The 21,378-nt window shown below is 46.2% G+C and carries 16 protein-coding genes and 1 pseudogene; 11 read left to right on the forward strand and 6 right to left on the reverse strand.

All coding sequences use genetic code 11. From position 1 onward, the window contains the following. The 5 genes from HRU42_RS16660 to HRU42_RS16680 form a co-directional block, all read left to right on the forward strand. A partial coding sequence (locus HRU42_RS16660; protein ID WP_295032625.1) for an alpha amylase C-terminal domain-containing protein occupies positions 1–339 on the forward strand: 339 nt, incomplete at its 5' end. After that, positions 326–2,464 (forward strand): glycogen debranching protein GlgX, encoded by a 2,139-nt coding sequence (gene glgX / locus HRU42_RS16665; protein ID WP_295032627.1) that lies wholly within the window; start codon positions 326–328, stop codon positions 2,462–2,464. The genes HRU42_RS16660 and glgX, both read left to right, overlap by 14 nt. Then, positions 2,454–4,970, forward strand: a complete 2,517-nt coding sequence (locus HRU42_RS16670; RefSeq protein WP_295032629.1) for a glycogen/starch/alpha-glucan phosphorylase — start codon at positions 2,454–2,456, stop codon at positions 4,968–4,970. The genes glgX and HRU42_RS16670 overlap by 11 nt, the downstream gene beginning before the upstream one ends. A gap of 101 nt (positions 4,971–5,071) precedes the next feature. Continuing rightward, positions 5,072–6,340, forward strand: coding sequence for a glucose-1-phosphate adenylyltransferase (gene glgC / locus HRU42_RS16675; RefSeq protein WP_295032630.1), 1,269 nt, complete (start codon positions 5,072–5,074; stop codon positions 6,338–6,340). Positions 6,341–6,403: 63 nt separating this feature from the next. Continuing rightward, positions 6,404–8,224, forward strand: a complete 1,821-nt coding sequence (locus HRU42_RS16680) for a glycogen synthase (protein WP_295032632.1) — start codon at positions 6,404–6,406, stop codon at positions 8,222–8,224. An 83-nt stretch (positions 8,225–8,307) separates the two neighbouring features. Here HRU42_RS16680 and HRU42_RS16685 read toward each other — a convergent pair whose 3' ends face one another. After that, entirely contained in the window at positions 8,308–8,787 is a 480-nt protein-coding gene (locus HRU42_RS16685; protein WP_295032634.1) for an aminoacyl-tRNA deacylase, read from the reverse strand. A 786-nt stretch (positions 8,788–9,573) separates the two neighbouring features. Then, positions 9,574–10,056, reverse strand: a complete 483-nt coding sequence (locus tag HRU42_RS16690; RefSeq protein ID WP_295032635.1) for a glutathione peroxidase — start codon at positions 10,054–10,056, stop codon at positions 9,574–9,576. Positions 10,057–10,335: 279 nt separating this feature from the next. On the opposite strand from HRU42_RS16690, the gene HRU42_RS16695 reads away from it, so the two are divergent. Beyond that, on the forward strand, positions 10,336–10,875 hold the full coding sequence (locus HRU42_RS16695) for a YfaZ family outer membrane protein (protein WP_295032636.1): 540 nt from the start codon (positions 10,336–10,338) through the stop codon (positions 10,873–10,875). Between the two features lie 364 nt (positions 10,876–11,239). Continuing rightward, positions 11,240–12,706: a diguanylate cyclase gene (locus tag HRU42_RS16700; protein ID WP_295032638.1), complete on the forward strand. Its 1,467-nt coding sequence runs from the start codon at positions 11,240–11,242 to the stop codon at positions 12,704–12,706. 64 nt (positions 12,707–12,770) lie between these two features. Here HRU42_RS16700 and HRU42_RS16705 read toward each other — a convergent pair. After that, positions 12,771–14,357 (reverse strand): annotated as a pseudogene (locus HRU42_RS16705) (acetoacetate decarboxylase); the annotation flags it as partial. A gap of 93 nt (positions 14,358–14,450) precedes the next feature. Then, positions 14,451–15,836 (reverse strand): RsmB/NOP family class I SAM-dependent RNA methyltransferase, encoded by a 1,386-nt coding sequence (locus tag HRU42_RS16710; RefSeq protein WP_295032649.1) that lies wholly within the window; start codon positions 15,834–15,836, stop codon positions 14,451–14,453. A gap of 404 nt (positions 15,837–16,240) precedes the next feature. Between HRU42_RS16710 and yqfB the strand changes: the two genes are divergently transcribed. Beyond that, positions 16,241–16,570: a N(4)-acetylcytidine aminohydrolase gene (yqfB, locus tag HRU42_RS16715; RefSeq protein WP_295032641.1), complete on the forward strand. Its 330-nt coding sequence runs from the start codon at positions 16,241–16,243 to the stop codon at positions 16,568–16,570. 45 nt (positions 16,571–16,615) lie between these two features. Here yqfB and HRU42_RS16720 read toward each other — a convergent pair whose 3' ends face one another. Both HRU42_RS16720 and HRU42_RS16725 read right to left on the reverse strand, forming a co-directional pair. Then, entirely contained in the window at positions 16,616–17,287 is a 672-nt protein-coding gene (locus HRU42_RS16720; RefSeq protein WP_295032642.1) for a DUF2461 domain-containing protein, read from the reverse strand. A 643-nt stretch (positions 17,288–17,930) separates the two neighbouring features. Then, positions 17,931–18,137 carry a hypothetical protein gene (locus tag HRU42_RS16725; RefSeq protein WP_295032643.1) on the reverse strand — a complete coding sequence of 69 codons (207 nt, stop codon included), beginning with the start codon at positions 18,135–18,137 and terminating at the stop codon, positions 17,931–17,933. Between the two features lie 1,650 nt (positions 18,138–19,787). Here HRU42_RS16725 and HRU42_RS16730 point away from each other — a divergent pair. The 3 genes from HRU42_RS16730 to HRU42_RS16740 all read left to right on the forward strand — a co-directional run. Then, on the forward strand, positions 19,788–20,153 hold the full coding sequence (locus HRU42_RS16730; RefSeq protein WP_295032644.1) for a hypothetical protein: 366 nt from the start codon (positions 19,788–19,790) through the stop codon (positions 20,151–20,153). Between the two features lie 26 nt (positions 20,154–20,179). After that, positions 20,180–20,446 carry a hypothetical protein gene (locus tag HRU42_RS16735; RefSeq protein ID WP_295032646.1) on the forward strand — a complete coding sequence of 89 codons (267 nt, stop codon included), beginning with the start codon at positions 20,180–20,182 and terminating at the stop codon, positions 20,444–20,446. Between the two features lie 675 nt (positions 20,447–21,121). After that, positions 21,122–21,378, forward strand: a 257-nt coding sequence (locus tag HRU42_RS16740; protein ID WP_295032648.1) for a hypothetical protein, incomplete at its 3' end; no start/stop codon positions are given.

Consider the following 21,378-nt stretch of genomic DNA (forward strand, 5'->3'; position numbering starts at 1 on the left):
GCAGACGAACACTTAATATTTGTCGTCAATATGACACCTCAAGTTCATCATGGCTTTCGCATAGGCTTGCCACTGGGCACCGAGTATCGAGAGTTGCTCAACAGTGATAGTGAGCATTATGGTGGAAGCGGGGTGGGAAATGCCGGGGTGATATTGGCCGAAAACTTGCCTTATCAGCACATGCCTCACAGCAGCCCGATCACAGTGCCGCCTCTGGGGTGTTTAGTCTTATCGCCATCCCATTTAACCCGTCACTCGGTCATAGATTCAACTACTCATTTAGCGACTGACTTCGCCATAGGCTCAGCGCAGACCGGTGAGCCAGATGAGGCTCACTAACGGTAAGCCTCATCCATTAGGGGCTAGTGTCGATGATTGCGGGGTCAACTTTGCCCTGTTTTCGGCCCATGGGACTCGGGTCACCCTGTGTCTCTTCGATGAGCATGGTCATGATGAAATCGCGCGTTTTATCTTGCCGAAAAAGTCGCAACACATCTGGCATGGGTATCTTGAAGGGGCGAGAGAAGGTCTGCTGTATGGATATCGCGTCGACGGCTTGTTTCAACCGCTATCGGGGCACAGGTTTAACGTCAATAAGCTACTGCTCGACCCCTATGCGAAGCAACTGGTGGGAGAGTGCCGTGATAACCCATGCCATTACAGTTATATACTCGAAGATAGCGAGCAAGACCTCTCCTTCGACACCACTGACAACGCGGACTTTATGCCAAAGTGTCGGGTGGTAGATTATCACCAGCTTGGTCCCGTGATCCCGGTGCAAAGACGTGATAGTCAGGAGGAGGCATCACAGTCTCTGAGGCGCAGCATCATCTATGAGCTGCACGTCAAAGGCTTCACTCAGCTGCACCCGGATATTGTCAAACACCGCAGAGGTACGTTCGCCGGGCTCGCCAGTCCAGAGTCGATAAGCTATCTCACCGACTTAGGCATCACCTGTGTTGAGCTTATGCCGGTGCAGAGTTTCTTCGATGAGCCTTTCCTGCAACAGAAGCAATTGAGTAACTATTGGGGCTATAACAGCATAGGATTTTTTGCCCCACACCAGGGCTACTTGAGTGGTGATGATGTGTTTGAATTTCGTCATATGGTGACTGAATTTCATAAGGCGGGCATCGAAGTGATCTTAGATGTGGTCTATAACCACACCGCCGAGGGTAATCGTCTCGGTCCGACCTACAGCTTCAGGGGCATAGATAACCTAAGCTATTACCGTTTGAGTCCCAGTGAACCTAGGTATTACATCGATGATACTGGTTGCGGTAACACGCTCAATGTTGCCCATCCCAATGTACTGCAACTGGTGATGGACTCGCTGCGTTATTGGGTGGAAGTGATGGGCGTCGATGGTTTTCGCTTCGATTTAGCGACGAGTATGGGCCGAGAATTTCATGGCTTCGATACCGGTTCCGGCTTCTTCGACGCCTTAGCGCAAGACCCTGTGCTGAGTCAGGCCCGCTTGATTGCTGAGCCCTGGGATATAGGTCCTGGTGGCTATCAGTTGGGGAAATTCCCCATGGGCTGGAGCGAATGGAATGACAGGTACCGCGATACCATTCGCCGTTTCTGGCGTGGGGACGCAGGGATCTTGCCCGAATTTGCCAGACGTTTTCACGGCTCCAGTGATCTATTTGAACATTCTGGCCGGCCGCCGGCCGCCAGTATTAACTTTGTCACCAGCCACGATGGCTTCTCCTTGATGGATCTTGTCAGTTACAGCCTGAGACACAACAAGGCGAATGGCGAAGATAATCGCGACGGGCATCAGGAAAATTTCAGCCATAACCATGGTGTCGAAGGTGTCACCGACGACCCTGACATCAATGGCCTAAGAGCAAGGCAGTGCCGCAACATACTCACGACTCTATTTCTGTCCCAAGGCGTGCCTATGTTGCTGGCCGGGGATGAAGTCGGTCACTCCCAGTCAGGCAATAATAACGCCTATTGTCAGGACAATCCTCTGAGCTGGCGAGAGTGGCAACAAGATATTGGCAGTCATGCATTGCTGCAGTTTACTCGCAAGCTAATTCAGCTCAGAAAACGTTTCCCTTTGCTTTGTCATAGCCAATACATACATGAGGGCGCCAATGTGGATGCCCCCGGACTCGATTGGTTTTGTCGTCAAGGGTTAGTGATGACCAAATCCTTGTGGAGTGAGGCCCAGACTCGCAGTCTGAGTCTGGTGATAAGTGGTGAGCTTGAGGCGAAAAAGGGCTGTCGCCAGGCACTCCTCTTGGTGCTTAACACAGACGAGAAAAGCTTGGATTTTTGTTTGCCTGAGCTTGAAAATCTGTCTCCCTGGCGCTGCCTGTTACACACTCAAGATAGTGAATTAACCCCCGAGTCTGTTTCACTTTCTAGCAATTCAAATCCGATATATCACCTGCAAGATCTAAGCTTGATGCTGTTTTATGCCGAATTTAAGGAGCCTGTTCATGAGTATTAGTCCCCCTAAACGCCAAGGAGTATCCCAAGCTAAGCTAGCGGATAAGCCACTTAAAGATGAAGTTGCAGTACGCCAGCAAGAATGCAAGCCCTGCCATTCATTGTCGGCTTCCTTGAGTCATTATATGAATAATGGCCTGGGTCAGCAGGAGTATGCTCAGCACGATCTGTTTCATGCCCTAGCAAGTAGCGTGAAAGAGCTGATGCTGGATAACTGGCGACAGACCCGAGCTAAAGACAGCCAATATCAGACTAAGCAAGTCGCCTATCTGTCTCTGGAGTTCTTGATGGGACGAGCATTAGGCAATGCCTTACTGAATCTGGAACTGACCGAGCAGAGCCGTGAAGCCCTGAGTCAGTATGCTGTCGACTTAGAGTATCTGGAGAGTTTAGAGCACGATGCCGGTCTTGGCAATGGAGGCTTAGGTCGACTCGCCGCCTGTTTTCTCGATAGCTGTGCCAGCTTAGACTTAGCGGTTACTGGCTATGGGATCCGTTACGAATACGGCATGTTTGCCCAGAGAATTGTCGATGGCTATCAGATTGAGGGACCCGACCGTTGGCTTAAAGATGGTAACCCTTGGGAAGTCCGGGTGCCCAATCATAATGTCACAGTGCCCTTCTTTGGGCATACGGAAAGTTATCTCGATAAATTGGGCCGGCGGCACGTTACCTGGGTGGATACTCAAGATGTGCAGGCGGTAGCCTATGATATGCCAATACCTGGTTATCGCAATGGCCGCATCAACACCCTGAGGTTGTGGAAGTCTGAAGCCACAGATGATTTTGATTTAGCCGAGTTTAATCAGGGAGATTATACCGAAGCGGTGGCCCGAAAAAACTTGGCAGAACAGATCACTATGGTGCTCTATCCCAACGATGCCAGCGAGAATGGTAAGGAGCTTAGGCTCAGGCAGCAGTATTTTTTGTCCTCGGCGAGTCTGCAAGACCTACTCAATAACTGGATAAAGCAACATGGCACCGATTTTAGCGGCTTCGCTAGAGCCAATGTGATGCAGCTCAATGACACGCATCCCAGTGTGGCCGTCCCTGAGTTGATGCGTTTGCTGGTGGACCACTATGCGCTGGAATGGGCGCAGGCTTGGGACATTACCACCAATATCATGGCTTATACCAATCATACCTTGTTACCCGAAGCGCTAGAACGTTGGCCCGTGCGGATGTTCGAGCAGATGCTTCCCAGAATCTTAGAGATCATCTATGAGATCAATGCGCGATATCTGGATGATGTGGCTCACCACTGGCCTGGAGATGCTGACATGCTGGCCAAGATGTCGATCATCGAGGATGGCAAGGAGCCACATGTGCGCATGGCCTATCTTGCCATCGTTGCCTGCTTCTCGGTCAATGGGGTCGCCGGCTTGCATACTCGGCTACTGACATCGGGTCTGTTTAAACATTTCTATGAACTTTGGCCAGAAAAATTTAATAACAAGACCAATGGCGTCACGCCGAGACGTTGGTTGGCACACTGTAACCCCAGGCTGGCCGCTTTACTGACAAAACGTTTAGGGTGCCAATGGGTCGGGGATTTACAACACTTACAGGCCCTGAGTGCGTTCATCGAAGATGAGGCGCTGATTGATGAGTGGCGTGAGGTGAAGTTGGCCAATAAGCGTGAGCTTAGTCTGATGATAGCTAAAGCGTGTGGCGTCGAATTTGAGCCTGAGATGATGTTCGATGTGCAGGTTAAGCGCATCCATGAATATAAGCGTCAGCTGCTTAACATACTGCATGTGATTCACCTTTATCATGAGATCTTAACGGCCATTAGCGATAACAGCTTAGATAAGCTAGTGCCCAGATGCGTCTTGATCGGTGGCAAGGCTGCGCCTGGGTATGCCATGGCTAAGCTGTTGATCAAGCTCGCCAACAATGTCGCCCATATGGTCAATTCTGACCCTCAAATTGCACCCTATCTCAGGTTTGCCTTCTTGCCGAACTACAACGTCAGCGCCATGGAAAAGATCTGTCCGGCAACGGACTTGTCTCAACAAATTTCCACCGCAGGCAAAGAAGCGTCGGGCACGGGGAACATGAAGTTTATGATGAATGGTGCGCTGACTATCGGCACCTTAGACGGCGCCAACATCGAGATCCTCGAAGAGGTGGGAGAGGAGAACTTCTTCCTGTTTGGCTTAAATGCCAGCCAAGTCAGTTCACTGCAACAAGATTACCAACCAGAGTATTTTATTCACCAGTCTCCAGCGCTGCAGCAAGTTATGGAGTTGCTGGAGAGTGGCCATTTTAATCTACTCGAACCCGGTATTTTCGACACCATCATAGATAGCATCAAGTCGCCAACAGATCCTTGGATGACGGCGGCGGATTTTGAATCATATCGACAAGCTCAGCAGCGGGCCGCGAGCGCCTATCAAGACCCTGAAGGCTGGACAAAAATGAGTATACGCAACACTGCATGCAGTGGGCGTTTCTCGAGTGATGTCACCATTTCTGCATACCGAGATGAAATATGGAAAGTGTGATCAGCTGTGGCCTAAGGTCGCAATCATTAACCCAATACAGCAAGCGTTGAACGGTGAAAGCCAAATAACCCTAAGCAATGAATCTCAAGGAGCGAGTACAGATGCCTAATCCAAGTCCACGTTATATCAGTAATATCACCCGTGATACCTACGCCATTATCTTAGCCGGAGGCCGAGGTTCCCGTTTACATGAGTTAACCGAGTGGCGTGCGAAACCCGCGCTCTATTTCGGAGGTAAGTTTAGGATCATCGATTTCCCCCTATCGAACTGTATCAACTCAGGGATCCGACGTGTGGGCGTAGTGACTCAATATAAGTCCCATTCGCTGATCCGTCATGTCATGCAAGGCTGGGGGCATTTTAAGAAGGAACTAGGCGAGTCGGTGGAGATCTTACCTGCATCTCAGCGCTTCTCGGAAAACTGGTATCAGGGCACGGCCGATGCAGTGTTTCAAAATATGGATATTATTCGTCACCAGATGCCTAAATACGTGATGATCTTATCGGGCGATCATGTCTACCGTATGGATTATGCGGGAATACTCGCCGCCCATGCCGAGTCTGGGGCGGACATGACAGTTTCCTGTATAGAAGTGCCGGTAGCCGAGGCCGCTGGATCCTTCGGTGTGGTGCAGGTCGATGAGACGCAGCGCATCTTAGGCTTCGAAGAGAAGCCGGAAGTGCCTAAACACCTTCCCAGTGATCCGGAGTCTTGTCTAGCTTCCATGGGCAATTATGTGTTTAATACTGAATTTCTGTTTGAGCAGCTCAAAAAAGATGCCCTGAATGAAAACTCTGATCGAGATTTCGGTAAAGACATCATCCCTGCCATTATCCAAGACCATAATGTGTTCGCCTATAAATTTTGCAACGATTTCAACGACCAAAAAGCCTATTGGCGTGATGTGGGCACTCTGGATTCATTTTGGCAGGCCAATATGGAACTGTTATCCCCAACACCTCCGTTAAACCTATACGATGCTAAGTGGCCTATCTGGACCTATCAGGAACAACTTCCACCGGCCAAGTTTGTCTTCGATGATGATGACAGACGAGGCATGACTCTGGACTCAATCGTATCCGGAGGTTGCATCATCTCAGGGGCAACGGTGCGTCGTAGTGTGTTATTTAATGAAGTGCGAGTCTGCTCCTATTCACAAGTCGAAGGCGCGGTGATTCTGCCCGATGTGGTGGTGCAGCGACATTGTAAACTTAAGAATGTCATTCTCGATCGTGGCTGCATCATTCCCGAAGGCACTGTGATTGGTTATGACCATGTGCATGACAGAAAAAGAGGCTTTAGGGTCTCGGAGAAGGGCGTGGTGTTAGTGACAAGAGACATGTTGGGACTGCCCGTAGGCTATGAATAAATATCTGCACTCGATTCTGCAGTTTATTTTGCACTCGATTGTGTACTGGATAAGGAAAGAACATTGAAAAGAGTATTGATGTTAGCCGCCGAAAACGGCTCGATACCAAGGGCTAAAGTGGGGGGGATGGCGGATGTTATCCGCGACCTTCCCGCGGCTTTGGCGCAGCAAGAGGTGATTGTCGATGTGATTATGCCAAGCTATGGCTTTCTCGCCGCCAGTGTCAACGCCATTAAGCTGGCTGAATTTTGGGTGACTTTTAGCGGTAGCAGGCAGAGTGTTTCCCTGTTAAGTACTCCTCACCCGGACGTTGAGGGCGCGCTGATCTACTTCATCGACCCTCGAGATGGCGTGTTTAGCGGGCAACCCCAGGAGATCTATAGCCAAGGTAGTGATGCGCGGCCCTTCGCCGAGGATGCCAACAAGTTTGCCCTGTTTTGTCTGTGTGTGGCGACGGCAATCAATGAGCGGTTATTGCCTATACCAGACCTGATACATCTCCATGACTGGCACAGCGCCATGTTTGCCCTCTTGAGTCAGTATGATGAAAATTTCCAAAATCTAGCGGCTATTCCCTGTGTTTATACCATACACAACCTGGCCATACAGGGGACACGCCCACTCAGAGATGACAGCTCCTCCCTGAGTGCCTGGTTTCCGAATCTATTGGAGAAGTTATCTTCTGAGCAGCTCAGAACTGTGATAGATCCCCGCTACCCCCATTGTATCAACCCCATGAGAGTCGGGATTAACCTGTGCGCTAAGGTCCACCTGGTTTCACCGACCTATGCCGATGAAGTGCTCAAACCCTCAGATCATGAGGCTGGTTTCTTTGGTGGTGAAGGGCTGGAGGCAGATCTGCAGCGTAAACAAGACTCGGGTACGCTGGTGGGGATATTAAACGCTTGTGTCTACGATGAGCTTGCCAATGAAGCGAGTGTTGCACAGAGTGTTAAGGAGAGTGCCAAAGCCAGTGTCCGAGATAAGCTCAGAGACAAGGGCATCAGTGGCGCTGCTAGGAAGAGAGCGAACCGCGCAGATTCTGGCAATATACAGCCTCAAGCTAAGGTAGAGCAGGCCATAGCCGAACGAGATGATACCTGGACCGGACTGTTGGAACTGATGGAGTCGGCGCTGTTGCGCTGGCAGGGTGATAAACAGTGGGTTAGCGGTTGTGATCAGATAGCCCTGACGCGAATTGCAAGATTGTGGCGAGGTGTCTGCTTGTCTAAAGATACACACTTATCTAAGCAGCAATCGGCAGACAAGTCGTCAAGCAATAAGCACAAGGGCCCGAGTATGCTAGTGACTTCGGTCGGTCGACTGACAGAGCAGAAGCTGCTTATCTTGCGTCAGAGAGTCTTGCTCGCTAATGGCCAGCGAGTCTCTGTGCTCGAGTCTATATTACAGACGTTGGCTCAGGCTCACCCCGAGGGGGTATTCTTACTGCTGGGCAGCGGCGACGCTGAAATCGCCGCTGAATTCAGTGCTATATCTGCCAGATATGCTAACTTCATCTTCCTCAATGGCTATGATGAAGCCGTTGCAGATGCCCTGTATCGAAACGGGGACCTTTTTATGATGCCAAGCTCTTTCGAGCCCTGTGGAATAAGTCAGATGCTCGCGATGAGAGCGGGACAAATTTGTCTGGTTCATGGAGTGGGGGGCCTGCGCGATACGGTGGCCAACAATGAGACCGGCTATGTGTTTTTCGGTGATAGTCTGGCGGCACAAGCTGAGCGTTTACTGGAGCGTTTTTCCGATATTTTCGGCGAATACAAGAGTGACAAGTGGCTGAATATGGAGCGCTTAGCCAGTCAGCAGAGGTTCGATTGGGCAAGCTCTGCGCTAAAGTATAAACAAGATCTCTATGGTTTTGGTTAATCGCAACAGCCAGTTAATTTATGAGTTAAATTAACTGGCATCAGTATCGAGGTCATCTGCTAATGACTCGATACTGCTCAAAGCTAATGTATATTTTGATGGCTGAACCTTAAGTGTTTGGCATCTTTGATCAGTTTAACGAAATCTTTTCGGCTTATGTGCACTAAGCTGCTATGGTCTCCGGCCTCAAAATAGACGTCTTTGGCATCCACTAACAGATCGTCATACACGGCTTCTAAATTGTAGGCACCTCCTAAGGGGGGAATTGCCCCGTTCTCACAGTCATTAAACATCTGATAGACAGCCTGCTCCTTCATCAGGTGTAGATCCCGATTGAGTTTTTCACCCAGTGCCCCCAAGCTGATTTTATGGTTAGCGGGCAAGACTGCCATTATCTTACGTCCTTCATGATCTTCTAAGATCACCGCCTTTGCCAGCTGAGAGGGCGAAACTTGGGCCGCTATGGCCGAGCTCAGAGAATTAAAGCTATGGGGATGAGACACAAGCTCATAATTCACTTCATTATCCTGTAGATACTCATTTAACCGGGTAGAAATAGCCATGGTGTTACCTCTCGAAGCCGATATGACGTTAGTAGTAATTATAGTCCAGCGGTATAAATGCAGGCTGAAACTTAGGTTCGAATATATCTTTATTCAAATCTTCTTCAGGCCTTAACATGAGTAAAATTAACCAATAGAGATGGATTATTAAGGACATCTGTAAGCGACTAATGCGGTACGCAAATAAAACAAGCGGGTAGGGGCGTTTTTTGTGGGTGATATCCGCTACAAGTGATCGTGATCAGGATGAACATGGATAAAAAAATGGCCCCGCCTTAAATAAGGGGAGCCAGAAGAATTCTCATAAAGAATCTGTAGTTGGAAACAATAATGTCGATTAGCGCTAGCCGTCGATAACATGTTTCCAGTAGATACAAGGCGTATCTAAAGGGAGATGATGATGAACAATGAAACGGCTTGGACGGTGTAAGACTCATTTGAGTATAAAGCGTCGAAACCAGAAATTCGGTTCACTATGTATGAGTCGATAATTTAGCGAAAGTTCACTTTGGCAACAGATTAAAGTCATTTTTATTTTTTCAGCAATTATGGCCTCTTGAAAGACTGTTGAAAATGAAGCAAAAAAAGGGCAACACCAGTCTTTTATCAAGATTGGGCTGCCTTATGATCATTTAAGATCAAGGGGACCGCGCTAGAAGTCCCAGGGAGAATGATGAACATGAAAACTTCTTCGCGTTCATATTCTTTGATGCCCTGAAAGTGAATAAGTTCAAAAAATAGACGGTGATTTTATATATTTAATTAAAGAAAAAACTATCTTGTTGATTAGCTTATTAAACTATTTATTTCCTTGTCTAACGCTTCCGGTTTAGTCGTTGAAGCAAACCGCGCTAGCACCTTTCCTTGGCTATCAATTAAGAATTTGGTGAAATTCCATTTGATCCCCTTGCTGCCTAAAATCCCCTTAGCCTCGGATTTGAGGTATTCATAGAGGGGATGTGCCCCAGGGCCATTGACCTCTATTTTCTCGAACAGGGGGAAGTTCACGCCGTAGTTAAGTTCACAAAATGAAGATATTTCACTCTCACTGCCACTCTCTTGAGATCCGAACTGATTACAGGGAAAACCAAGGATGACAAACTTCTCAGAACCGTATTTGTCATACAGGGCCTGTAGCCCCTTATATTGCGGGGTGAAGCCACATGCGCTCGCCGTATTGACTATCAATATCACCTTATCTTTATACTCAGATAAGGATACCGATTTTCCTTGGATATTATTTACCGAAAAGTCATAGATGGATGTCATGTTGAGTCTCTCCTGAAGGTTTCAGCTAATCTAGCAATAAGTATAGTTTCGAGCAAATAAGTTGCGCGCAACTTACATGAGCTGGCGCAGGGGTTTGACTGATACAAACTGTTTCTTTGTTTTCATTTTTCGAGTAGATGATCCTTGTTTTTGTCACTTTTGTCTTTTTGGTTACGTTAGCGTGTGAGGTGATATTATATTAATATTTAAAAACAATTGAGTAGTGGCTGTCTGTGACGTTTTTGCTATCATCCGCAAAACCCATTCTCAGAGGCCAATATGCGCGTTAAAATTTGGAGTAGCCTACTCCTGCTGTCGAGTATTTCTGTTACAGCCAATGCCAATAATTTTGGTGTTAGCCTGAACGATGATGTGATTTCTGCAGAAATTAACCTAGATCTTAAAAATAATGCCAATGCAGTGCTCGGATATATTTACTCAAATGATGGTGGACAACTCATATCGAGTGCCATCCATGTAGCCCATGATGCGGGTATTCATCATTTTGAGCTTGGGGTAAAGTATTCCTATGTCTGGGCGAAAAACAGTGCGAGTGGCAGTGCCATCGGAGTGGGGGGGCGTTACACTATGGCGCTGGGGTCTAATCTCTCTTTCCATGCATCTGGCTATTATGCCCCTTCGGTACTCTCTTTTGGTAGCGTCGATGGAATGTACGAGCTAGACAGCAAGATTCAATATCAGTTAAATCCAAGCCTTGCACTTTACACTGGCTACAGAAATATTCGTCTGCGGTATGACAACACCAATAACTCGACGTTTGACTCTGGTTTCTATATTGGTGGCTATGCCCGTTTCTAACTCATTCGGCTAGGGGTAATAGCGTCTGTCTCCCAGGTGCTATTGCGACCGATGTTTTGCTTATATTCTCATCATAAAATTGTAAGTCCCTGATTACATTTGCTCCGTTATCTCATTCCGTTACCGTAAAAATAGTCTAAACTCATCTTTAGTGACGCTTGAACTCGTACTGGAACACTAGAGCCATCGGAAGGCAAGCCCCTTCATTTGCTACGGCCCAGTCTGTTGCTTCGATCAGAAATTGCTATATCACAGTCATCCAGCTGATGGCTGGTGTCGGCTATGATCACCTCCAAGGATCAGGGAGTCTAGCTGCTTGTAGTTGACCTTAGATCAGGGGTTCACTAGATATAAGGGAGAATGTATGCTCCCAAGAAAACTCTTGTTATTACTCATCTTTTTTAGCCAGACTGCAGTCGCTGCTCTCTCTTTCGAGCAATCCTTTCTATTTCATGCCCAAGCCGAACAAGCGCCCCCCTCTCAACATGCCGATGTGACACCTTGGCTGGCGACATTGGAGAAAGCCGACAGCATCAGTTTAACGGGGGGCAGCTACTGGCTGGTAATGCCTAAATTTATGTACGACACAGAGACTAAGTGGGCGATAAGTGTCAGAAACTCCATCGTTGAATCTGTCGATTATTGGCTGATAGGTGACGATGGCAGCAAACAATATTCTCACAGTGGTTACTATGCTCCTTATGAGTTCTTGTTTGATTATGGCCGGGAAGTAGAGCTTAACTATGGCGTGGGATATTGGGTTATCGTGAAATTGGAGAGCCGCTACTTCTCTTCTGTGCCTAAGGTGGATCTCAAACATCTGTTAGATCACAAGCAGAGTGCAGATTTTGAAGCCATGGCTGTGATGTTATGTCTAGGTGGACTCATCTTTATCGCTTGCTATAACTTACTGATTTTTTTCTCTATCAAGGACCGTGCATTTCTCTATTATGGTCTCTATGTATTGGCATACTTCTTCGGTTGGACGCTGACATTTCACATTCCTGCGCACCTATGGGATTACCATAATTTAGCGTTACACCATCTGTTTTTTATTAGCCTGCCCATATTTAATATCCTGTTTTACAAACATTTCCTTCAGCTTCCTGAATACTCTCCCAAGCTGTGGCGTTTAAGCAAGTATTTGATGTGGGTCTGTATCTTGGCGCTGCCGACCAGTATCTATCTGGTTTCCTATACCGCGCTCATTGCCTCTGTGTTAATCATGCTGTCTCTGGCACTGGCAAATAAGATCAAGTTATTGTCCGAGGAGAGGCTGACCTATATCAAGACATTAGGTATCGCCTGGGAGAAAGCCCGTGTGGATGAACTGACACGGCTGCAAAATCGACATGCCTTCGATGAATACTTGCAAACTCAGAGCTTTGGTAAAGAGGTTAAACGGGATGAAGACCTCATCTTGCTGGATATCGATGGTATCACTCAGGTGAATCATACCTTGGGCCATCATGAGGGAGACTGTTTACTTAAATTTGCCGCTAAACAACTAGAGTCTATTTGTGAAGCTCATGAAAGAGTGAGCTTATTCAGGATCGGGGGAGATAATTTTGTCATCTTACTCTCTATGGATCTGACTCAGTCTGTGCTGGTGCAAGTGGAGCAAGTCTCTAATTCATTTGAGCAAGAAGGCTATCGAGAGACAGGTATAAGCTATGGTTTCGCGTTAAATAGACATGCTAAAGATGCCTGTGACTGGTTGAGAACCGCGGATAAGAATATGTATCGGCATAAGACAGAGAAACGCCGTGTTAAGCAGGCGAAATTGAATCAAGTCATGAATGATAATGCCAAGAGCTTAGATTTTATCTAACAAATAAAAAAGCTGACAGTTTTCATTGTCAGCTTTTTTCTGTGTTACCTATGGATATTACTGACTAAAAGTCCTGCTCTCCTTTAACCACCTTCGGATAGCCACAGATAGCTTTCGAGGTGTGCATACCTGCCATGGTCGCAGCTTCGACGCAGCTGGCGTTGATGCCTGTGTTTATCCAATCGCCGGTGACATAGAGATTGTCTATGCCGGTACCGTCGGTATCGATACGGAATTTGCTGCTGCCTTTAACCGACATCACATATTGCTCGGAGGGATCGATATTGACGCGCCAATATTGGCTATCGAATCTGGCTCGTCCCTGCAAGGCTTCGCTAGCTTCATCTCCTAAGTACAGCCACTGCCAGGGGAACTGGTCTCCAACATTGCTCCATAGCTTGTGGATCTGATTGTTGAGTTGACCTATGGCCCCCTCTTTGGCCTGCTGAGCCTTACGCTTTGGAAATTCTGTATCTGAGCGGGGAGGATAATGTTCCACCGGCAGCGCCGAGCAGAAGTAGCTGGCATTCTGGGGTTGAATACCTTGCCAGTCCTCCTTATCTATTAACTGATCCATCGAGGCCCAGGTATCGAAGGGTTCGGTGAAGCCCGAGAGGACTGGTTGCTCGCCACTCTCAGGTGTGTATTGCCAACCCATGCCATGCAAGTCTTCATTGAGCCAGACTTGATAGGCTTGGGTGGCCACCGTTTTAACCTTGTCGACAGCCTTAGTTAATGGCTCACTCTGGGCCATGACCTCGGCGGCAACATGGGGCACAGAGCCTATGGATAAACCGAAGATAACCCGGTAAAAACCCTCTCCTTTCACGAGTCTTTTGGTCGGTAATGGCTCACCAAACCTATCTTGATAAACGGACTGCCAATCACTCCAGAAGTGTTCTAAATTGATGTTATTGTCTTTTAGCAGTTGAGCCTGCTCAGTATCTAGCTGCTCATAGAGTGGCTGACTCGGCCAGCAATCCAGGCCTTTTACATCGACTAGGGGATTATAGTTTTCTAAGCCCTGTTTAAGTTTAACCTGCTCGGTGATCTCGATGGCTTCAATGGTCCCCTTATTACAGACTAGATTGTCTACCTGGTTGAAGTAGTGGAAGTTTACCCCGCGGCGCTTAAGGACTTGGTAGTAAGGGGTAAACATCACATCGCCCATGCCCGCCTGCATCTTCCACATCACGCCGCCCTGATAGCACAAGGCGATCCGCAGCATGGAGCGAATGATGGTACCCGCCTCCAGGTTGGGTTTATCGACATTGCCTTTCTCATAGGCGAATACCAGATCGTAGAAGCTTCTGACTGGCGCAGAGTCCACCGTAAAGGTCTGATTTGCCCCGTGTTTAATCAGATACTCACGGTAATCGTAATCGTTGATGACATCGAAGCCATGTTTAAACACGCCATCGGCGAACATGCCCTTGAGGATTGTCAGGCCAAGATCTGCGGCGATATATAGCCTGCGAAGCTCATCATTAGTCTCTAGCTTCTCGGCGAAGTTCTCTTCTAAACGTGCACGGAAACTGTCGACGGCAGACTCGATGAAACCCTCATCCTCCTCATCCGGACTGTGGGCGTGTTCATCACACTCACGACCGACGAGTTGATTAAGATGACAAGCTTTCGGCTTCTCGCGTAAATATCAAAATACAGCCGTCGATAAACCTAGGGCAATAAAAAGACGACCCTAAGCTCGTCTCTATATGTTGGATTTACTAGTGCAGTTTGGGTCTCAGCACTTTCTTTTCATTCGAGCGACGAACATGCCATCGGTATCGGCTTGATAGGGCACCACTAGATGCATACAGGCCTCTACGCCAGTAAACGGATGACTAGTGATTTCCAAAGTAAAATCTGCGTGCTTAGCCAAGAAGGCATTGACCACATCTTCATTTTCTAAGGGGGACAGTGAACAGGTGGCATATACCAAGGCACCTCCATTTTTAACTGCCTGACTGGAGCGGCTGAGAATATCCAGTTGCAGATCTGGTTTATCCTGAACGGCTGCAATACCGTCTATCCAGCGCATATCCGGATTGCGTCGCCAGGTGCCTGTGCAACTACAGGGGGCATCGACAAGCACGCCATCGAAGTGATGATGAGGCACTGGCAGATCATCGGACTTCCAAGGGGACGCTGTGATGCCTTTAAATCCAGCACGTTTAGCGCGCTTGGCCAGTTCCTCTAATGGTTTACGACGCACATCTGAGGCGATGATAGTGCCCCTTGCTTGCTTGTTCTTGGCTAACATCAAAGATCTTAATTGTAGACTCTTACCGCCTGCACCACTGCAGGTATCCCACCAGTTATCATCTGCAGCTGGGTTACATATTTGCCCGACAACCTGTGAGCCTAAGTCTTGTATCTCAAGCTCGCCATCACGATACAGTGACATGCCGTTGAGGTTGATACTCTTATGGCCAAGGCTGATGCTATCGCTAAAATACTCACTCGCCGTGGCTGTGATATCTAATTTGGCTAGCTTCTCAATAGCCTCACTAGTGTCGATATTCTGTACTCTGGCCCAGATAGGCGGGCGAGAAGAGAGGATCTCGATTATAGCCAAGCGCTGCTCGGCATCTTGGATGGGGCAAGTCTGCCAGAACCACTCAGGTACCAAGTCATCTGTGGTAAAAGAGAGCGCCGGGAACTGGCTAGTCAGCCAGTCACATTTTGCCGATACTGTCTCTAAAGGGGTGTCGGCATCAAGACTGAGCACTTTCTCTTGGCCTGAAAATCCTGTCCAGGCTGCAATAAACGGCTCCCATGAATGGGACTCCAGCCGGGCATTAAGCGTCAACATAGCGAACCAAGCTTGGGTGCCTGTATTTACTGTGCTAGTTCCATTACCTGTATGGGTCAAGAACTTGTTTAACCATCCCCACCAACGAAACAGGGCAAACAAGCTCTCACGGATCACCCGCCTGTCCTTGGAACCGTGCTTTTTATTGACTCTAAAGTACTCACCCACAACGCGATCGGCCGGCTGCTTCTTTTCCATCACCTGAGTAAATAATACAAGTATGGTATTGGCATAGCTAAGAGCACGCTTTTGCGCAGGAGTCTCGGCGCTCACAGCCCCAAAAGAGGTCGCTTTGATCTCGTTTAGAAAGGTCACGATTGAGAGGTGTTCATCAGCTGTTGAGCCTTTTTTCGAGTGGAGAGTCGAGGCAAGAGTCGAGTCAATACTTGTATCTGTGTGGCTAGTGTTCAAGGCGTCGCCCATGGGTAGTTATCTAGGATGGTATTTATCTGGGGCGAATTATAACAGATGTGTGCCAGCCTTAGAATGAAGGCTTGGGGCATTATTTTTGGGCAGGCTTTGTATATATAACCGGTATTAGGGATGAGCACCTGCATAATCGTAAATCGACATCTTTAACAGGGATTCTCGTTGCTACAAAGAGATGACTCCAGCTGTAGGTGCCTAACGAGTAGCAAAACTTGAATCAAACCTAGCCTAGCTATGACTTAATAGGCTAGGCTAGATAAAATATTGAAGTAGAACACTTGGGTCAATCAATGCAAGACGCACCAACAACAATCAGCTTTTTTGAAATGCTCACCCCCTTTGTGGCATCGGGAAAGAAGACCATCACCATCAGGGATGAATCTGAGTGTCATTATGTGCCCGGGACTCAGGTCGAAGTGTATACCTTAGAGACTAATATTAAGGTTTGTGACATAAAGATTGAGTCGGTAGAGCCGATTCTCTTCAGCGAGATCAACGAGTTTCACGCCCAGCAAGAATACCTTGAGTTACCTAAACTAAAGGAAATCATCAGTCAGGTTTATCCAAACACAGAACAACTCTACGTCATCTCCTACAAGCTCATTGATCCAGCGTGCTAAGTGCTCGAGTCCCGATTTATGCTGCCTTTATTACGTCAGTTGATTTTAGTAATCCAGATCTAACGCGAAACACAGATAACCCATGAGTTTTTGGGTGTGCTTAAATTCGTTGACGCACCAGGAGACAAAGTCTTTGTCTGTGATCTGTGCGGCCTGTATCGATTTGATGGCGATAAAGTCTTTGCGCTTTAACTCATCTAACATGGGATGGGTCTTATCATATCCCCTTGGCGGGCGTACCAGGCTGCTGCCCTCCATCTCGAATCCTGCTTCTCGCAACTGAACTAATGCCTTCTTATAGGCATTGGGGTTTTCATCTATACAGGTACGCAGTTTGTTGAGTGCTTTCGAGTCGGGATGCCAAATCCCCGCACCGATAAAGCAGCCATCGTTGGCAATATGCAGATATAGACCTGGAGCGTGGACATCTTTGCCCTGAAAGTGACGAAACTGAATGCCGACATTGGTCTTATATGGCGTCTTGTCTTTACTGAAGCGGGCATCACGCTGGGGACGCATCAAGCTGCCACCGACTTTCTTGGAGATGGCGGTTAATCTTGGTGATAGTGCCAGCACATGGGGCTGCATGGCTGCGATAAATGTAAGGGCCGGTGTGCGAACTTCATCTTCATATTGGGCCTGATTATCCTTGAACCATTCTCTTTGGTTATTTGCATCGAGCAGGGCAAGAAAGGAGAAGCTCTTGGAAGTAAACATAGGTACTAGACCCTAGTGATTGATAATGAGGTAAAAAATAGCATAGGGATAATAGGATTGGGAGAGAGAATTTCATGTGTGCTCACCATAACCTATCGATGATGATTAATAATACCAAGCCACGATGAATTTATCATAGTTAAGGCGGCAGCGTTACGCCGTAATAGTAACCTGTTAGTTTGACCTGTTGCACCTGAGCCAATGTGGTGGCATGGGTCGGTAGCCACTGGATATCAATCCCTTCGAACTGACGGGGAGGACAGGCCTTTATCGGAGTTGTTCAACCAGAGAGTGGCCAGATCCCGTGAGGTCATCTGATAACCGACCCCTATGAGTTCTAAGCCACGACGGTGCGGGTCCCTTCGAGGGAGCAAGTGTGCTTGAGAGGCCTGACTTGCCCGGTAACAATAGATGAATTGACGCTGTGATACTTGCATGTATTATCTGTTCCAATCCAACATCATCCTAGTCACTTAGTGACTTAGTGACTTAGTCACTTAGTCACTTAGTCACTTAGTCACTTAGACTTAGTGACTAAGACTAAGACTTAGATAAGTGACGAATTCCCATGCAAAATGGCATAGTTTATGGTGGCCAGTATTATGTGACCTAGCCTCAATACCAAGCATAATTATATTGATTTTTATTTATTGTGAGTTGGTTTGTTACTTTTTAGTGACTTAACAGCTTCCCTGACAAGATTCAATGACTGAATCAAGCCTGGATGAATATCTTCATCACTATCTGATGCTAGGCATAGCCATTCGATATGATTATGAATTTCATCGATTGTGTCAGCTATATCTTCCTTAATCAAAGGATTGCCCTCTTCATTTTTTTTCACTGCCATAAATATCCTTACCGTGTAATATTAAAATACGTGAAGATTGATTTTTCTTGAGTGATTTCTTCTAGCTAAAAACTGGTTAATATTATTAGTTTATTTTTTAGTAAATAATAGTGTTTATATGTATCGCTAACAAAAATAACACAATAAGTGTGATTGGTGACCGATATATTAGATGATACAGACTTAGTTGCTAAGCTGCGGTAGACTTGATCTGGTTTGATGGGGAAATGACATAAATACGTACAATGTGTGTGGGTTTGTTAATGATTACCATGAAATCCAGCAGGAGTCTTGATGTTTTCAGATAAAATATCAGCAGCTAGCCTCTCCACATATTACTCATGCTAGTTATAGCATGAGTAATGACATAACCATATGTAACACAAAAAGTGTTCTTACCAATACCAGTTTATACTAGGCTAGATTATATTGTGAAATCCTTGTCTCACGATGGATAGTAATACACAAGATTAGGTTCTAGGTTAAACAAAAAATTGTTGAGTCAGTGGCGATAAAAGCGCCATTATCTCGCAGTGTTTTACGGGGAATAGCTAGATAGTTTCTGTATACAAATTATTTTTGGCATTTTAGCTTGGATGTGAAAACAAGTTAACCTTCTATAGTGGTATAGAGGCGTGATGATAAAAAGAGCCTGATATGAATAGCCCTCGGTTATTTTATGCAGGAAACGAGTGTTCAGACGAGATAATTATGGAGCTGAATTCATGCCGCTTAACATTTAGGTGTCTTTATTATCAGTTGTACTAAATTGTATCCTTGGTGGTTTTCTCCATGAGTTAATAATAGGGCTTGTTATTCTGCTTACAAAATTATAAGTAACATCATGTAACATGACTTAACATCTTGAAAGCAGAACTGTATATTTTAAAGAGGCTTCTGTAAATACGGCATCACGACTTGCTCATGTTTAACTCAGTGAGTGTGAAGTGCGTCCAACGCTATGCTGATGAGCCATTATTTAGATACAGGATAAGCGGTTACACTTAAAGTGTTTGTTGTTTTTTTTGCGCGTACACTTGTTGTCTCTCTTAAGGCTGGCAATCGATGAGAGTTATAAGCTTGCTCTAATTGTGAATAATGCTGGGCGAATGAATAGGCAATTTTTACTATTTAAAAATGAACTCGAAATATGACTTGTGACTTGTGACTTTAGGTTCGCGCGCCTTTCTTATGTTGCTGATTTTATGTGTGTAATCATGATTGTGGTTATGGTTTTCATTTAATTATTACACTTGCCTATTCAAATGTTGTGTCCTGAAAAATCCGCTTGATATATAACATATATGCCATACTCCCAGCTTATGATCTAGTATCAATCATTTCCCCAACATTTAATCGATAGTTTTTGTTCATTAAAGTCTCATCCAAAGAAAAATAAAGAAAGTACACAAAATGTGTAGACGAGTCTGGCAGTTTAGACTAGAGTAGTCGATATCGTGCAGTTGCTGTCTTTTACAGGGGCAATAAATGAATATCTCGGCTTAATCTTAAGTGTGATGATTTACCCTCATCATTGAGGTTATAGAGTAGCGTAATCATTATTTTAAGCACCAGGCACCAAGCACCAGACATAAGAGAAAATGAAATATGTCTGGTCTCAACAATCACCATTCAAAAGTGGATGAACAGATGACAAAGAGCAAACAGGTGAAGCGTAAACAACAATGGTATTTCTTATTGGTTCTTATGCCAGTCTGGATGCTGATAGGGACAGCATATGCGTTAGAGATGTCCTCTCAATCAGAGTTAGATAGCGTCGTCTCCATGTTTGAGTTGTTGGCTATGTTCCTTGGTGGTGAAGCCGCGGCGAAATGGGTTGCTATTCTCGGGTTATTAGCGTGGATCTTGACCCAGTTTATGGCTTGGTTGCCGCCAGAATGGGTCGCGAAATTACCGAGTTGGCTAATCAAATTAGTCAACATCATTGCTGGTAACTATAGGAGGGCATCGAATGGGGTGGATAACGATTCTGAGCAAATTCGGCGGACTTTTTAACCGGTTGCTGGGTGAGTGGAGTAAATATGATCAAAAACGTGAACAATTGCGACGACAAAAACGTCGGGCGTCGGTGGCTGAAGATCCAGAGCGCGCTTTTGCCGATCTATTTGGTGAGCCTGACAGCTTGTCAAATCACAAATCAGCCAAACCTGCCCCCTTGCGATCCGACGCCGCCAAGGTTCGAGTGGAGCATGACAGATGATAATAAGGTTATCTTGTCTAGAGAGGCTTTAGGCGAGCTGATGAACTATATTCATGATCTAAGTGATTGTGTCACAGCAATACGCTAAATCAGACATAATTCAACCGTTTTGGTCTCTGGAATCAAAGTTAGTGACATGCACACAGTGCCAGCCTTAGGGCAATGACAACTTTCCAGAGGCCACATTTCTGCGGCATTAGGCCATGAAGAATTTCCAAAACGTATATACAAAATAATGAATAGTACCAATACTGAGGCACACTCATCAATGCACATAGCATAACGCTTAGGTGAGACATTGAAGGGACATCTCTCATTATCAGCTCTCTGTGTCGCAATAATGTTTATGTCGCTACTTTATACCTTAACATGGGTCTAAAATTGAATAATAGCAGCACGTTAATTGCTAACGGCCTTAGTATGTTACTGATTACTGATTACTGATTACTGATTACTGATTACTGATTACTGATTACTGATTACTGATTACTGATTACTGATTACTGATTACTGCTAGCGTATATCTGTTCATATTATATGACTCTAAATCACTGAGGCAATGGTTTTATTTATATCAAATACTGCACGATATAAAGACATCACTCCAACATGAAAATTTATACGAGGTTCAGAGAGCGGAATGCTTGTTCGCCTCTCATGTCAGCTGTAGAGCCACAGCTCGTGATTGAGCATTGTCGTTAGCCAAGCAGTGACTTTAAATGAAACTCTCTGGTTACTTAAATAAATATAAAGGTGATAATTAATGGATTATGAAAATTTTACAGATGTTGAGATTTCTTGTCAGCATTGTGGTCAACGTAACCCAGATCTACAAATAGAAAATCGGACTATGTGTCAGATCCAAAATATTCGAAGACGATTAGTAGAACCTATGCCAATCACCTCAGGATATCGCTGCGATAAGCATCCCATAGAGAGGCATAAAACGATAGCGGGCGAACACAATCGGGCCGCTGTCGATATCGGCTCCGATTCAGTTAAATCATTTCGGATCCTCAA

Source organism: Shewanella sp. (assembly GCF_013214165.1).
Taxonomy (GTDB): domain Bacteria; phylum Pseudomonadota; class Gammaproteobacteria; order Enterobacterales; family Shewanellaceae; genus Shewanella.

Bases quoted from the DNA above. Each gene is read 5' to 3' on its own strand.
- glgX (WP_295032627.1), top strand. From the start codon at position 326: ATGAGGCTCACTAACGGTAAGCCTCATCCATTAGGGGCTAGTGTCGAT.
- HRU42_RS16670 (WP_295032629.1), top strand. From the start codon at position 2,454: ATGAGTATTAGTCCCCCTAAACGCCAAGGAGTATCCCAAGCTAAGCTA.
- glgC (WP_295032630.1), top strand. From the start codon at position 5,072: ATGCCTAATCCAAGTCCACGTTATATCAGTAATATCACCCGTGATACC.
- HRU42_RS16685 (WP_295032634.1), bottom strand. From the start codon at position 8,787: ATGGCTATTTCTACCCGGTTAAATGAGTATCTACAGGATAATGAAGTG.
- HRU42_RS16690 (WP_295032635.1), bottom strand. From the start codon at position 10,056: ATGACATCCATCTATGACTTTTCGGTAAATAATATCCAAGGAAAATCG.
- HRU42_RS16695 (WP_295032636.1), top strand. From the start codon at position 10,336: ATGCGCGTTAAAATTTGGAGTAGCCTACTCCTGCTGTCGAGTATTTCT.
- HRU42_RS16700 (WP_295032638.1), top strand. From the start codon at position 11,240: ATGCTCCCAAGAAAACTCTTGTTATTACTCATCTTTTTTAGCCAGACT.
- yqfB (WP_295032641.1), top strand. From the start codon at position 16,241: ATGCAAGACGCACCAACAACAATCAGCTTTTTTGAAATGCTCACCCCC.
- HRU42_RS16720 (WP_295032642.1), bottom strand. From the start codon at position 17,287: ATGTTTACTTCCAAGAGCTTCTCCTTTCTTGCCCTGCTCGATGCAAAT.
- HRU42_RS16725 (WP_295032643.1), bottom strand. From the start codon at position 18,137: ATGGCAGTGAAAAAAAATGAAGAGGGCAATCCTTTGATTAAGGAAGAT.
- HRU42_RS16730 (WP_295032644.1), top strand. From the start codon at position 19,788: ATGACAAAGAGCAAACAGGTGAAGCGTAAACAACAATGGTATTTCTTA.
- HRU42_RS16735 (WP_295032646.1), top strand. From the start codon at position 20,180: ATGATCAAAAACGTGAACAATTGCGACGACAAAAACGTCGGGCGTCGG.